At 73.6% G+C, this 13,018-nt stretch carries 9 protein-coding genes; 6 read left to right on the top strand and 3 right to left on the bottom strand.

From position 1 onward, the window contains the following. Window positions 1-19: 19 nt before the first annotated feature. Together ACTWP5_RS26700 and ACTWP5_RS26695 are read left to right on the top strand one after the other, a co-directional pair. Window positions 20-193 (top strand): hypothetical protein, encoded by a 174-nt coding sequence (locus ACTWP5_RS26700; protein ID WP_443223687.1) that lies wholly within the window; start codon window positions 20-22, stop codon window positions 191-193. Window positions 194-218: 25 nt separating this feature from the next. Further along, on the top strand, window positions 219-1,319 hold the full coding sequence (locus ACTWP5_RS26695) for a YlbL family protein (RefSeq protein ID WP_443223686.1): 1,101 nt from the start codon (window positions 219-221) through the stop codon (window positions 1,317-1,319). 118 nt (window positions 1,320-1,437) lie between these two features. On the opposite strand, the gene ACTWP5_RS26690 is transcribed toward ACTWP5_RS26695, so the two are convergent. Continuing rightward, window positions 1,438-2,016, bottom strand: a complete 579-nt coding sequence (locus ACTWP5_RS26690; protein WP_443223685.1) for a PPA1309 family protein — start codon at window positions 2,014-2,016, stop codon at window positions 1,438-1,440. Window positions 2,017-2,182: 166 nt separating this feature from the next. On the opposite strand from ACTWP5_RS26690, the gene ACTWP5_RS26685 reads away from it, so the two are divergent. Then, a complete protein-coding gene (locus ACTWP5_RS26685; protein ID WP_443223705.1) occupies window positions 2,183-5,140 on the top strand; it encodes a UPF0182 family membrane protein in 2,958 nt (985 codons plus the stop codon). 438 nt (window positions 5,141-5,578) lie between these two features. Next, on the top strand, window positions 5,579-7,498 hold the full coding sequence (locus tag ACTWP5_RS26680) for a tetratricopeptide repeat protein (protein ID WP_443223684.1): 1,920 nt from the start codon (window positions 5,579-5,581) through the stop codon (window positions 7,496-7,498). A 140-nt stretch (window positions 7,499-7,638) separates the two neighbouring features. Here the strand turns inward: ACTWP5_RS26680 and ACTWP5_RS26675 are convergent, their stop codons facing one another. Together ACTWP5_RS26675 and ACTWP5_RS26670 are read right to left on the bottom strand one after the other, a co-directional pair. After that, window positions 7,639-8,400, bottom strand: coding sequence for a Mut7-C RNAse domain-containing protein (locus ACTWP5_RS26675; RefSeq protein WP_443223683.1), 762 nt, complete (start codon window positions 8,398-8,400; stop codon window positions 7,639-7,641). A 2-nt stretch (window positions 8,401-8,402) separates the two neighbouring features. Further along, entirely contained in the window at window positions 8,403-9,095 is a 693-nt protein-coding gene (locus ACTWP5_RS26670; RefSeq protein ID WP_443223704.1) for an SACE_7040 family transcriptional regulator, read from the bottom strand. A gap of 136 nt (window positions 9,096-9,231) precedes the next feature. On the opposite strand from ACTWP5_RS26670, the gene ACTWP5_RS26665 reads away from it, so the two are divergent. Then, complete coding sequence (locus ACTWP5_RS26665) at window positions 9,232-10,875, top strand: carboxyl transferase domain-containing protein (RefSeq protein ID WP_443223682.1); 1,644 nt, start codon at window positions 9,232-9,234, stop codon at window positions 10,873-10,875. Between the two features lie 62 nt (window positions 10,876-10,937). Further along, entirely contained in the window at window positions 10,938-13,001 is a 2,064-nt protein-coding gene (locus tag ACTWP5_RS26660; protein WP_443223681.1) for an ATP-binding protein, read from the top strand. Window positions 13,002-13,018: the final 17 nt, after the last annotated feature.

Below are 13,018 nucleotides of genomic sequence, written 5' to 3'. Positions count from 1 at the left end.
GCTGAGGTGGGAGGTCGTCATGTCGGCTCTTGTCTGGCTGCTGATTCCCGTCGCCGGAGCGGTGGTCGCCGCCGTGTGGAGTACGTGGGCCACGCGGCGGAGTAACGGCGCGCGCGGTGTGCGCGACTCGGCGGGCGTCGAGGGGTACGAGGCGTTCCGTGCCGCCATGGAGCGGGCCCCGGCAGACGGCTGACAGTGCCGTCACGTAGTGTCAAGACATGCCACGCCGCACCGCGACGCTGCTGACGTCAACCTTCCTGCTCATCGGGGCACTGTGCGCCGGGATCCTCACGACGGTCCCGTACGCGGAGCTGTCCCCGGGCCCCACGGTGAACACCCTGGGACGGCACGACGGCAAGCCCGTGCTCTCCGTCGACGGTGAGAGGACGTACGACACCGCCGGCCACCTCAACATGACGACGGTCCGCGTCACCGGCGTGAACTACCAGATGAACCTCCTGGAGGCGGTCTACGGCTGGCTGGCGGACGACGCGGCGGTCGTCCCGCACGAGACGATCTATCCGGAGGACGTCAGCGCCGACGAGGTGGAGCAGCAGAACGCGGAGGAGTTCAGCGCGTCCCAGGAGAGCGCGAAGGTGGCCGCCCTGGAGGAGCTGGGCTACGAGATACCGACGCAGACGATCGTGTCGTCCGTCGTCGAGGACGCCCCGGCGCACGGCCGGCTGCACGCGGGTGACGCGATCGTCGCCGTGGACGGCCGGGAGGTCTCCAGCCCGGAGGACGTCGTCGACCGGGTGACCGCCCACGAGCCGGGTGAGGACGTCGTGTTCACCGTGGTGCCCGCCGAGCGGGCCACGGCCGCGCGGGAGGCGGGTGAGGATCTGCCGACCGGCCCCGACGCCGTCCGCGAGGTCACGGTCCCCACCATCGCCGCCCCGGAGGACGGCCGGGCGCTGGTGGGCATCGGGGCCGGGGTCGCGCACGTCCTGCCCTTCGAGATCGACATCGAGCTGGCCGACGTCGGGGGCCCGAGCGCGGGGCTGATGTTCGCCCTCGGTCTGGTGGACCGGCTCACCCCCGAGGACCTGACGGGCGGCGCCTTCGTGGCCGGCACGGGCACGATCACCGAGGACGGCACGGTCGGGCCGATCGGCGGCGTGTCGATGAAGACGATCGCGGCCCGGGACGCCGGGGCGGAGTTCTTCCTCACCCCTGAGGACAACTGCGCGGCCGCCGCCGAGAACCCACCGGACGGGCTGACGCTGGTCCGGGTCGGCTCGCTGGACGACGCGCTGGCCGCCCTGGAGGACATACGCGAAGGGAACGCCGAGGACCTCACCCGCTGCGCCGCGTCGTAGCGCCGTGCCTCCCGCAGCCGTCGTGCCACCCGGTCCTCCGCTCCGTCACGGTCCGCTCCGCCATGGCCGCCTTCGCCACGGCCCGCTCCGTCGCGGTCCGCTCCGCCACGCTCCGGGCTCAGTCCTCGAAGGTGGCGGCGAGGGCCTGGGCGAGGCCCGGCACCAGGTCGGGGCCGGTGAGCACCTCGGTGACCGAGTCCTTCTCCCTGAGTCGGACGGCCGACTCGCGGCGCCCGTCCCTGAGGACGCCGACGGTCAGGCGCACCTCCTGCCGCTCCGGGTGGTCCGCCACCCAGCGCTCCAGGGCGGCGGGGTCGAGGTCGCGCGGCATGGCGTTCTCGGCGGACGGCGGCAGCATCAGCCGTTCCACGGCCATGGCGCAGCCGTCGACGGCGTCGGGCCAGGCGATGGTGGCGAGGAACTCGTCCAGCGGCACACCGGCGGGCAGTTCGTCCTGCTCCACCGGGGTGAGGGAGCGTCCCTGTCCGTCGGCCGTGGCGCCGCCGGCTCCGTCGGCTCCGTCGGCGTCGGCGACGCCCAGCCGAGCGGCCAGGTCGGGCTCCTCCTCGCGCAGCCGCTCCGTGTCGACGAGGGCGAAGAGCAGGGCGGGTCGGTCCCAGCCGAGCCCCGAGAGGTAGTCGTCGATCTCGAGTACGGCGCGGGTCAGTGGGTTGGCAGCCAACGGGGTTGTGTCCATGGGTCCTATCGTGCCGTCTCACACCCCGGAAACGGGAACCGAGTAAAGCTTGAGTAAGTTACTCAAGTGGGCCGCCAGGGCCACACCTGTGGCCGGCCTGGCTTCCCAGCTGATCAACGTGCGAATACGCCTGGCGAATCATTGAGGTGCCACCTTGGCTTTCCAGATGCCGGACCGGGGCTCGGGTCGCTCCAACGGTCGGAACGGTCCCCGCGGCCCGCGTGGTCCCCGAGGCCCCGGCGGCGGGCGCTTCAGCGTCGGACGGCCCTCCAGGGGCGCGAAGACGTTGCTGATCACGGCCGCCATCCTGGTCGGTCTCATGATCCTGTTCGCGATGTTCGCCGGGTTCTGGACCGACTGGCTGTGGTACGACTCCGTGGGCTACACGAGCGTGTACCGGACGGAGTTGACCACCCGGATCCTGATGTTCGTCATCTTCGGCGTCCTCATGACGGCGGCGGTGGGCTTCAACATCTGGCTGGCCCACCGGCTCCGCCCGCCGCTGAGCGCCATGTCGATGGAGCAGCAGAACCTCGACCGGTACCGGATGTCGATCGCGCCGTACAAGCGGTGGATCCTCATCGGCGTCTCGCTGATGATCGGCCTGATCGCGGGTGGCTCGGCGTCGAGTGAGTGGCGCACCTGGCTGCAGTGGGTCAACGGCACGTCGTTCGGTCAGGAGGACCCGCAGTTCGGCATGGACGTGTCGTTCTTCGCGTTCGACTACCCGTTCTACCGCTTCCTGCTCGGGTTCGGCTTCGCTCTCGTGGTGCTGTCGACCCTGGCCGCCGCGTTGACGCACTACCTCTACGGTGGCCTGCGGGTGACGACGCCCGGCAGCCGTATCACCCCCGCGGCCACCGGCCACCTGTCGGTGCTGCTCGGCCTCTTCGTGGCGCTGAAGTCCGTGGCGTACTGGTTCGACCGGTACGGCTTGGCGCTGAAGAGCGGCGACTTCCGCGACGCGGGCTGGACGGGCCTGCGGTACGTGGACGCCAACGCGTACCTCCCGGCGAAGACGATCCTGACGATCATCGCCGCGATCTGCGCGGTGCTGTTCTTCGCGACCCTGTGGCGGCGCGGCTGGCAGCTGCCGGTGATCGGTCTCGGCCTGATGGTGCTCTCCGCGGTCCTCATCGGCGGGGTCTACCCGGCGCTGGTGCAGCAGTTCGAGGTGCGGCCGAACGAGCAGGTCAAGGAAGAGCCGTACATCGAGAAGCACATGGCGGCCACGAAGGACGCCTACGACATCGCCGACGCGCAGATCTCGGACTACCGCGGGACGTCCAACGCGGAGGCGCAGACCCTGCGGGACGCGGTGCCGACGACGGCGAGCATCCGCCTGCTGGACCCGGACGTCGTGTCGCCGGCGTTCCAGCAGATCCAGCAGGTCCGTGGGTACTACCAGTTCCCCGCGACGCTGGACGTCGACCGGTATCCGACGGGCAACGGCGACCAGGACACCGTGGTCGGCCTCCGCGAGATGAACGTCAACGCCGTCCCCGAGAGCAACTGGATCAACGAGCACTTCCGGTACACCCACGGGTACGGCATGGTGGCCGCCGCCGGCACCGAGGTGCGGGACGACGGCCAGCCGCTCTTCACCGAGCGGGACCTGCCGCCGGAGGGCGAGATCAGCGAGCTCAGCGAGGGCGGGTACCAGCCGCGGATCTACTTCGGTGAGTACACCACCCAGTACTCCATCGTCGGCGGCCCGCAGCGGGAGATCGACTACGCCGGCGAGGAGGGCGAGGTCGAGTACCAGTACGAGGGTGACGCGGGCGTCGAGCTGGACAACTACTTCAAGCGCGCCGCGTACGCCCTGGCCATGGGCGAGCCGCAGATCCTGTACTCCGGGGCGATCGGTGAGGGATCGCAGATCCTGTACAACCGCACGCCGAAGGAGCGGGTGGAGGCGGTCGCCCCGTGGCTGACGATCGACGGCGACCCGTATCCGGCGGTGGTCGGGGACGACATCCTGTGGATCGTCGACGCGTACACCACGACCAACGGATATCCGTACTCCTCCCGCACCACGCTGGGGGAGGCGACGGAGACGTCGCTGACGGAGACGCAGGGCGAGGTGCTCGCCCAGGAGAACCAGGTCAACTACATCCGGAACTCCGTGAAGGCCACCGTCAACGCCTACACCGGCGATGTGGTGCTCTACGAGTGGGACGAGCAGGACCCGGTCCTGCGGACCTGGATGAAGGCCTTCCCCGACACGGTGGAGGACCGTGGCGAGATCAGCGACGAGCTGATGGACCACCTGCGGTACCCGCAGGACCTCTTCAAGGTCCAGCGTGACCTGCTCCAGCGGTACCACGTGACGGACGCCGTCCAGTTCTACAGCGGCTCGGAGCGCTGGCAGGTGCCGGACGACCCGACCCAGGACGACGGCACCTCCGTCCCGCCGTACTACCTCAGCATGAAGATGCCCGACCAGGACTCGCAGGTCTTCTCGCTGACGACGACCTTCACGCCGTTCGGCCGGGACACGCTCGCCAGTTACATGGCCGTCGAGGCCGACGCCCGAAGTCCCGACTACGGCACCATCAGAATTCTGACCCTGCCCACGAACACCACGGTGTGGGGCCCACCCCAGGTGCAGAACGCGTTCAACGCGAACCCGGAGGTGGCCGAGCAGGTCAACATCTGGCAGCGCGGTGACTCCACGGTGGAGTACGGCAACCTGCTGACCGTGCCGCTGGAGGGTGGGCTGCTGTACGTCGAGCCGGTCTACATCAGGGGAGCGGGACAGAACTATCCGCTGATGCAGAAGGTGCTGGTGGCCTACGGGCAGGAGGTCGCCTTCGAGGACACCCTCGACGAGGCGCTCAACGTCGTCTTCGGCATCGAGGAGGGCGACGAGGGCGAGGAGCCACCACCCACCGGCGAGGAGCCACCGCCTGACGAGGGCGAGGAGGCGACGCTGGAGGAGACCATCCAGGAGGCCCAGGACGCCTACGCGGACGCCCAGGAGGCGTACGCCAACGGTGACTGGGAGGCGTACGCCGACGCCCAGCAGCGGCTGGAGGAGGCCCTGGACGAGCTCGGCCAGTTGGACCCGGCTCGCCGTGAGGAGACCTCCCAGGAGACCGGGGGCGGCGGCAGCGGCGCCTAGCGACGCGGGGCGCCAGCGTGCGGCATCCGCCGCGCGGTGGCGCCCTTCCGAGGGGTCCGGAGGCCGGTGCGGCCTCCGGACCCCTCGGCGTCCCTCCCTGGGTTCCGCTTCGCCCCCGTGTTCGTGTCCGCGTCCGTCCCCGTCTCGCCGTCTCCGTTGCCGTCTTCGTCCCCGTTTCGTGTCATAATGCCCACTTCGTACGCCAGTTCGGCGCGACCAGCCCTCCTGGGTGACAGGGCCGCGGTCGTTCGGGGTGGCGTCCGGCGGGCGACCGTGCCGCCGCGGCGTCCGTCCTGGCCAGCGGCGCGGGGAGAACTCGTGAGCGGACTTGGCGTTTGGGTGTATCCATATCGGGAAGTCGATAAACCGCTGAAGTGACTTCACTGGCTGGGGTATACCAGGTGTGCGCAGGGTGCGGGTGGTGCGACTATGGACCTTATGGGGGACAAGGCGAGGTTCGAGAACAGCCGGGCCGCCGCCCACGAGGGCGCCCGGCTGTTGCGTCTGGGTGATCTGGACGGTGCCGAGGCGCCGCTGCGCGCCGCGGCGGTCGACGGTGAGCGCTCGGCCGCGAACAACCTGGGCGTCCTGCTGCACCAGTCCGGCCGGCACGACGAGGCCGCCGAGTGGTGGCGGATCGCCGCCGTCGCCGGCTCCGCGCCGGCCGCCCACGCGCTGGGCCGGCACCACCGCGAGCGCGGCGACGAGACGGCGGCCGAGTACTGGCTGCGGCAGTCCGCCGAGTCCGGCCACGCCTCCGGCGCCTACGCCCTGGCCGACCTGCTCGACCACCGGGGGGCGGCGGAGGCGGAGCGCTGGTTCCGCGCGGCGGCCGAGCGCGGTCACCGCGAGGCGGCGTACCGCCACGGCTGCGTCGTCGCCGAGCGCGAGGCGCGCGACCGTCCCCGGACCGGCGGCTCGGGCGGCGGCACCGGCACCTCCGGCGGCACCGGCCACCAGGCGACCAGCGGCGGCAGCGACTCCTCCGAGGGCGCGGAGCCGTGGTTCCGGCAGGCGGCCGCCCGTGGCCACCGGCGGGCAGCCCTGCGCCTCGGCACGTTGCTGGAGGAGCGCGGCGAGGTCGCCGAGGCCGGCCGTTGGTACCTCGACGCGGCCCAGGCGGGCGAGGCCCGCGCCGCGAGCGCGCTCGGCTTCCTGCTGCGCGACGCCGGCGACGAGTCCGGCGCCGAGCGGTGGTGGCGCCGCGCCGCCCGCGACGGCGACGGCCCGGCGGCCAACGCGCTGGGCGCGCTCCACGCCGAGCGCGGCGAGCGGCAGGAGGCCCAGCGGTGGTACCGCACGGCTCTTCAGGCCGGCGACGTGAACGGCGCGTTCAACCTCGGGTTGCTCAGCGCCGGGCAGGGCCGGACGGCCGAGGCCGAGCAGTGGTACCGTCGCGCGGCCTACGCCGGGCACCGTGAGGCGGCCAACGCGTTGGCCGTGCTGCTGCTCCAGCGCGGCGACGCGGCCGGGGCCGAGCCGTGGTTCTCCAAGGCCGCCGAGGCCGGCAGCGTGGACGCCGCCTTCAACCTCGGCATCCTGCACGCCGGCCGTGGCGAGGACGAGCACGCGCGCCGCTGGTACGAGCAGGCCGCCGCGGCCGGGCACGCCGAGGCGTCGTTGCAGGTCGCGGTCGAGCTGCTGCGTGACGGCGGCGAGGCCGAGCAGCGGCGTGCCGAGCGGGAGCTGCGGCGCGCCGCCGAGGGCGGCAGCGTCGAGGGCGCGTTCCGGCTCGCCGTGCTGCTGGAGCGGTACTCGGGCGCGGGCCCGCCGTCGGACCCGCCGAGCGTCACCGGTCTGGTGGAGGCGTCGAGCCTGCCCGGCCTGCCGGCCTCGTGGGGCGCGGCGGGGGCCCACGGCGCGACGGGTGCCGCGGCGTCGTCGGATGCGTCCGGCTCGGACACGGACACGGACACGGACACGGATGCGGACGTGGACGTGGACGCGGAGGCGGACGCGATGCCGGAGTACGAGCGCTGGTACGCGCGGGCCGCCCATCGTGGCCACCGCCGCGCCCAGGTCCGCCTGGGGATGTGCGCGGCGGCGCGTGGCGAGATCGCGGAGGCGGCCCACTGGTACCGGGCCGCGGCCGAGGCGGGCAGCAGCAACGGCGCGTTCAACCTCGGCCTGCTGCTGGCCCGCGAGGGAGCCGAGCCCGAGGCGGCGATGTGGTGGACGCGGGCCGCCGAGGCCGGCCACGGGCGCGCCGCGCTGCGGCTCGCGCTGCTGGCGTCGCGCCGTGGCGACCTGGCGGAGGGCGGCACGTGGTGCACCCGCGCGATGGAGCTCGGTCCGGCCGAGGTGGCGGAGCGCGCGGCTCGGCTGCGCGACGCGCTGCGGCAGGAGCTGACGGCCTGACGGGTCTGAGGGGACCCGATCCGACGTCCTGACGGTCGGCTGATGACGCCGACCGTCAGGACGTCATGCTTTTCCCGACCCAGATACCGACCCCGACCCCGACCGGCAGTCAGCCGGGCGACGGTCGCCCGGTCACCCGGTCACCCGGTTGCGCCGTCCCGCCGCTCGACCCGTTCCGTCCCGTCGGCCGGCTCGCCGAACTCGCGCATCGCCTCGTCCACGATCGACGTGAGCCGCCCGTGGTGTGCCCCCCGCCAGTACACCTGCCCGCATCCCTCGCACCGCGCGAAGGCGTCGTACGTGCGCCGCGTCCCGTGCTCCAGCCGCTCCGCCACCGACTCCTTCGTCACCTGCGCCAGCCGCCCGTTACACGCGGTGCACCGCGTCCAGGGCGCGAGTCGCGGCGCGAACCGGCCGAGCACGTCCCGCAGCTGCTCGCCGGCCCGGTCACTGTAGACGTACGCCCCCGCCCACAGCTCCCGTCGCCGCAGCAGCCCACGGTCGCGCGAGAGCAGCACCCGCCGCTCCGCCGCCGACCGCGCGGCCAGCGCCGCGTCCCCCACGTCCGTGCTGTCGTAGGCCGCGTCGACGCCGAGCAGCCGCAGCCGCCGCGCCAGGGTCCCGAGGTGGACGTCGAGCAGGAACCGCAGCGGCGCACCCGGCACCCGCTGTGGCCGGCTCACCGGCTCGACCCGCACCGACGTGCCCGCCACCGGAACGTGCGAGGCCGGCACCCGCCGGCCGTCCATCACGAGCCGGCCGACCTCGGTCAGCGGCACGCCGAGCGACTCCACGACGTGGCCGAGCGTGGAGGTGCCGTCCGCCGTGGCCCGCCGTTCGGGCACGCTGGACAGGGGCCGCAGCTCCTCCGCGAAACGCACGAGCACCCCGGCTCCCGACACGCCTACGCCCTCCCTCCGCGTCCCCGAGCGGTCCCGTTCCCCGCCCCGGGGCCGCCCTCACCCTCGCCCTCGCCCTCGATCCCCGCCCTCGCCTCCGCATCTGCCCCTGTCCGTGCCCCCGCCCCCGCCGCGAACGCGCCGCGCGCCAGCCGGTGCAGCAGCGACGCCGTGTCGTCGCGGTCGGGGAGGGAGCCGGGGCGCGAGAGGTGTGGCGTGGAGTTCAGCAGCCCGAAGACGGCGTGGACCGCGGCCCGTGCCGACGGCTCGGGGAGCGTCGGATAGACGCGGCGGACCACGGCCACCCACAGCTCCACGTACTGCCGCTGCAACTGCCTGACCCGCCTGCGGTCGGCCTCGGGAAGCCGGTCCAGCTCCCGGTCGTGGAGGGTGATCAGCGCGCGGTCGTCGAGGGCGAAGTCGATGTGCCCCGCGATCAGCGCGTCGAGCGCGGCGGCCGGTGGCCGCCCGGCGGCCTCGGCCTCGGCGAGGCGCCGCTGCCCGCCGTCCCACAGCCGGCTGCTGATCCCCACCAGCAGCTCCGCGAGCATGGCGTCCTTCCCGGTGAAGTGGCGGTAGAGAGCGGGACCGCTGATGCCGACCGCGGCGCCTATCTCGTCGACGCCGACGCCGTGGAAGCCCCGTTCGGCGAAGAGCCGGGACGCCTCGCGCAGGATCTGCGTGCGGCGCGGCGTCACGCCGGCGCGGGGGGTGCTGACGCGGGGCGTGCCGGCGCGGGGCACGGTGGGGGCCGCGACGGGTGGTCTCTCGGGGGAGTCGTGGGCCATGGGCCCATTGTAGACAGCGACGGTTAGCGAGCGTTAACCTGTCGTCATGCGGCAGGCACCGTTGCTCAGCAGCACCGCCGACTCGGCGTCCGAGACGTACCAGGCCAACGAGGCGGCCCACCGTGAGCTGGCCGCGCAGCTGCGCGAGCGGCTCGCGGCGGCGCGCCTCGGCGGCGGCGAGCGCGCCCGCGCACGCCACACCGCGCGGGGCAAGCTGCTGCCCCGTGACCGGGTGAACGCCCTGCTCGACCCGGGCTCGCCCTTCCTGGAGATCGCGCCGCTGGCCGCCGACGGGCTCTACGACGGCCAGGCCCCGGCCGCCGGCGTCATCGCCGGCATCGGGCGCGTCAGCGGCCGCCACACCCTGGTCCTCGCCAACGACGCCACGGTCAAGGGCGGGACGTACTACCCCCTCACCGTCAGGAAGCACCTGCGCGCCCAGGAGATCGCGCTGGAGAACCGCCTCCCCTGCGTGTACCTGGTGGACTCCGGCGGCGCCTTCCTCCCGATGCAGGACGAGGTCTTCCCCGACCGCGACCACTTCGGCCGGATCTTCTACAACCAGGCGCGCCTGTCGGCCGCCGGCGTCCCGCAGATCGCGGCCGTCCTCGGCTCGTGCACCGCGGGCGGCGCGTACGTGCCGGCGATGAGCGACGAGGCGGTCATCGTGCGGGGTCAGGGCACGATCTTCCTGGGCGGGCCGCCGCTGGTGAAGGCCGCCACGGGCGAGGTGGTGACCGCGGAGGAGCTCGGTGGCGGCGAGGTGCACGCCCGCGTCTCCGGCGTGGCCGACCACCTCGCCGAGGACGACGCCCACGCGCTGCGCATCGTGCGGAACATCGTCTCCACGCTCCCCGCCTCGCCGGCCGCCGAGGGAACGCTGCCCTGGCCGGTCGAGCCCGCCGAGGAGCCCGCGGTGGACCCGGCCGGGCTCTACGGCGTGGTGCCCGCGGACAACCGCACGCCGTACGACGTGCGCGAGGTCATCGCCCGGCTGGTGGACGGCTCCCGCTTCCAGGAGTTCAAGGCCGAGTACGGATCCACGCTGGTCACCGGCTTCGCCCGCATCCTCGGCCACCCGGTCGGCATCGTCGCCAACAACGGCATCCTCTTCTCCGAGTCGGCCCTGAAGGGCGCGCACTTCGTCGAGCTGTGCGACCAGCGCGGCATCCCGCTGCTCTTCCTGCAGAACATCACCGGCTTCATGGTGGGCCGGGACTACGAGGCCGGCGGCATCGCCAAGCACGGCGCGAAGATGGTCACCGCCGTCTCGTGCGCCCGCGTGCCGAAGCTGACCGTCATCGTCGGCGGCTCCCACGGCGCGGGGAACTACTCGATGTGCGGCCGGGCCTACGGCCCCAGGTTCCTGTGGACGTGGCCCAACGCCAAGATCTCCGTGATGGGCGGCGAGCAGGCCGCCACCGTGCTCGCCACGGTCCGCCGCGACCAGCTCGCCGCCCGCGGTGAGCAGTGGAGCGCGGAGGACGAGGAGAGCTTCAAGACTCCGATCCGTGATCAGTACGACACTCAAGGCAACGCAATGTACGCGACCGCACGTCTATGGGATGACGGGGTGATCGACCCGTTGGAGACGCGCACCGTGCTCGGCCTCGCCCTGACGGTCTGTGGCAACGCGCCACTGCCCGAGCGGGACCCGGCCGCCGCCCGGTACGGCGTCTTCCGGATGTGAGGTCCGAGGTGGGGCCTGGTGTGAGGCCGGTCGCGAGGCCGGCCGTGAGGGGAGCGTGCCCGATGTTCGAGAGCGTGCTGGTCGCCAACCGGGGCGAGATCGCCGTCCGCGTCATCCGGACGCTGCGGCGCCTGGGCGTCCTCGCCATCGCCGTGCACAGCGAGGCCGACGCGGCCGCCCGGCACGTTCGGGAGGCCGACGTCGCCGTCCGCGTCGAGAGCTATCTCTCGGTCGAGCATCTGCTGGACGCCGCCCGCCGCACCGGCGCGCGGGCCGTTCACCCCGGATACGGCTTCCTCGCGGAGAACGCGGCGTTCGCGCGTGCCGTCACCGAGGCGGGCCTGACGTTCGTCGGTCCCCCCGCGGCGGCGATAGAGCTCATGGGCGACAAGATCCGGGCCAAGGAGACGGTCACGGCCGCCGGGGTGGCGACCGTCCCCGGGGCGCACGGCGAGGGTGGTGAGGAGCTGGCGGACGCCGCCCTGCGCCTCGGGGCGCCGCTGCTGATCAAGCCCTCCGCGGGCGGTGGCGGCAAGGGGATGCGGCTGCTGCGCGACGCCGCGGCGCTGGAGCCCGAGGCGCTGGCCGAGCAGCTCGCCGCCGCCCGCCGCGAGGCGCGGGCCGCCTTCGGCGACGACACGCTGCTGCTGGAGCGCTGGATCGAGCAGCCCCGTCACATCGAGGTCCAGATCCTGGCCGACGCCCACGGCGGCGTCGTCCACCTCGGCGAGCGCGAGTGTTCGCTCCAGCGGCGCCACCAGAAGATCGTGGAGGAGGCGCCGAGCCCGCTGCTCGACGAGGCCACGCGGGCGGCGCTGGGCGAGGCCGCGGTGCGCGCCGCCCGCGCCTGCGGGTACGAGGGCGCCGGCACCGTCGAGTTCGTCGTGCCGGGTGGGCTGGAAGTGCCGCCCGGCGGGGCGCGGCCGGGGGAGCCGCCGGGGATGTTCCTGGAGATGAACACCCGCCTCCAGGTGGAGCATCCCGTCACGGAGTTCGTCACCGGCCTCGACCTCGTGGAGTGGCAGCTGCGCGTCGCGGCGGGCGAGCCGCTGCCGTTCGGCCAGGCGGACGTCGTCGTCCGTGGACACGCCGTCGAGGCCCGGATCTGTGCCGAGAGTCAGCGCGGGGAGGACTTCCTGCCCTCCGCCGGCACGGTCAGGCTGCTGCGCGAGCCGGTGGGGGAGGGCGTCCGCGTCGACTCGGGGCTGGTCGAGGGCACCGAGGTCGGCACGGCCTACGACCCGCTGCTGGCGAAGGTCGTCGCGTACGGCCCGGACCGCGCCACCGCGCTGCGGCGGCTGCGCGCCGCGCTGGCCCACACCACCGTCCTCGGCGTCGAGACCAACGCGGCGTTCCTGCGTCGCCTCCTGGCCCGTCCCGAGGTGGCCGCCGGGCGGCTCGACACCGGGCTGGTGGCGCGGGTGGCGTCCGAGCTGCCCCCGGAGGAGGTCCCGGAGGCCGCGTACGTCGCGGCGGCGCTGCTGCGGCAGGAGGAGGCGGCGCCGGCCCACGCGGGCTGGAGCGACCCGTTCGCCGCGCCCACGGGCTGGCGGCTCGGCGGCGAGCCGGCGTGGACCCCCCACCACCTGCGGGCGGCGGGCCGTGAGCCCGTCACGGTCTTCGTCCGTGAGCCTCCCGGCCGCACGGCGGGCGGCGCGTGGGAGGTGCGCGTCGGCGAGGCGGGCACGCCCGCCCCCGCCCGTCTCGGCCGGCCCGACGGTGCCACGGTGCTCCTCGAACGGGACGGCGCCAGCCACGCCTTCGCGTACGCGGCGGAGCCGGGCGGGCACTGGCTCGGCCGCGAGGGCGCGGCCTGGCACCTGCGCGACCACGACCCGGTGGCCGCCCGCGCCCAGCACGTCGCGGGCGTCGACACCCTCACCGCACCCATGCCGGGCACCGTCACCGTGGTGAAGGTGGCGTCGGGGGAGGAGGTGGCGGCGGGGCAGAGCCTGCTGGTCGTGGAGGCGATGAAGATGGAGCACGTCATCGCCGCCCCCCACGCGGGTGTCGTCACCGAGCTGGACGTGCGCGTCGGGGCCACCGTCGCCATGGACCAGCTGCTCGCCGTCGTCACCCCGCAGGCGTCGTCGTCACAGGAGGGCTCCGATGACAGTCCGTCGTGACCCCGCACCGTCGGAGG

It is taken from the genome of Streptomyces sp. 4N509B (genome assembly GCF_052245655.1).
Lineage (GTDB): Bacteria > Actinomycetota > Actinomycetes > Streptomycetales > Streptomycetaceae > Streptomyces.
Note: the sequence above shows the minus strand (reverse complement) of the source record. Positions and strands in the feature narration are given on the sequence as shown.

Bases quoted from the DNA above. Each gene is read 5' to 3' on its own strand.
- ACTWP5_RS26680 (WP_443223684.1), top strand. From the start codon at position 5,579: ATGGGGGACAAGGCGAGGTTCGAGAACAGCCGGGCCGCCGCCCACGAG.
- ACTWP5_RS26665 (WP_443223682.1), top strand. From the start codon at position 9,232: ATGCGGCAGGCACCGTTGCTCAGCAGCACCGCCGACTCGGCGTCCGAG.
- ACTWP5_RS26700 (WP_443223687.1), top strand. From the start codon at position 20: ATGTCGGCTCTTGTCTGGCTGCTGATTCCCGTCGCCGGAGCGGTGGTC.
- ACTWP5_RS26695 (WP_443223686.1), top strand. From the start codon at position 219: ATGCCACGCCGCACCGCGACGCTGCTGACGTCAACCTTCCTGCTCATC.
- ACTWP5_RS26660 (WP_443223681.1), top strand. From the start codon at position 10,938: ATGTTCGAGAGCGTGCTGGTCGCCAACCGGGGCGAGATCGCCGTCCGC.
- ACTWP5_RS26690 (WP_443223685.1), bottom strand. From the start codon at position 2,016: ATGGACACAACCCCGTTGGCTGCCAACCCACTGACCCGCGCCGTACTC.
- ACTWP5_RS26685 (WP_443223705.1), top strand. From the start codon at position 2,183: ATGCCGGACCGGGGCTCGGGTCGCTCCAACGGTCGGAACGGTCCCCGC.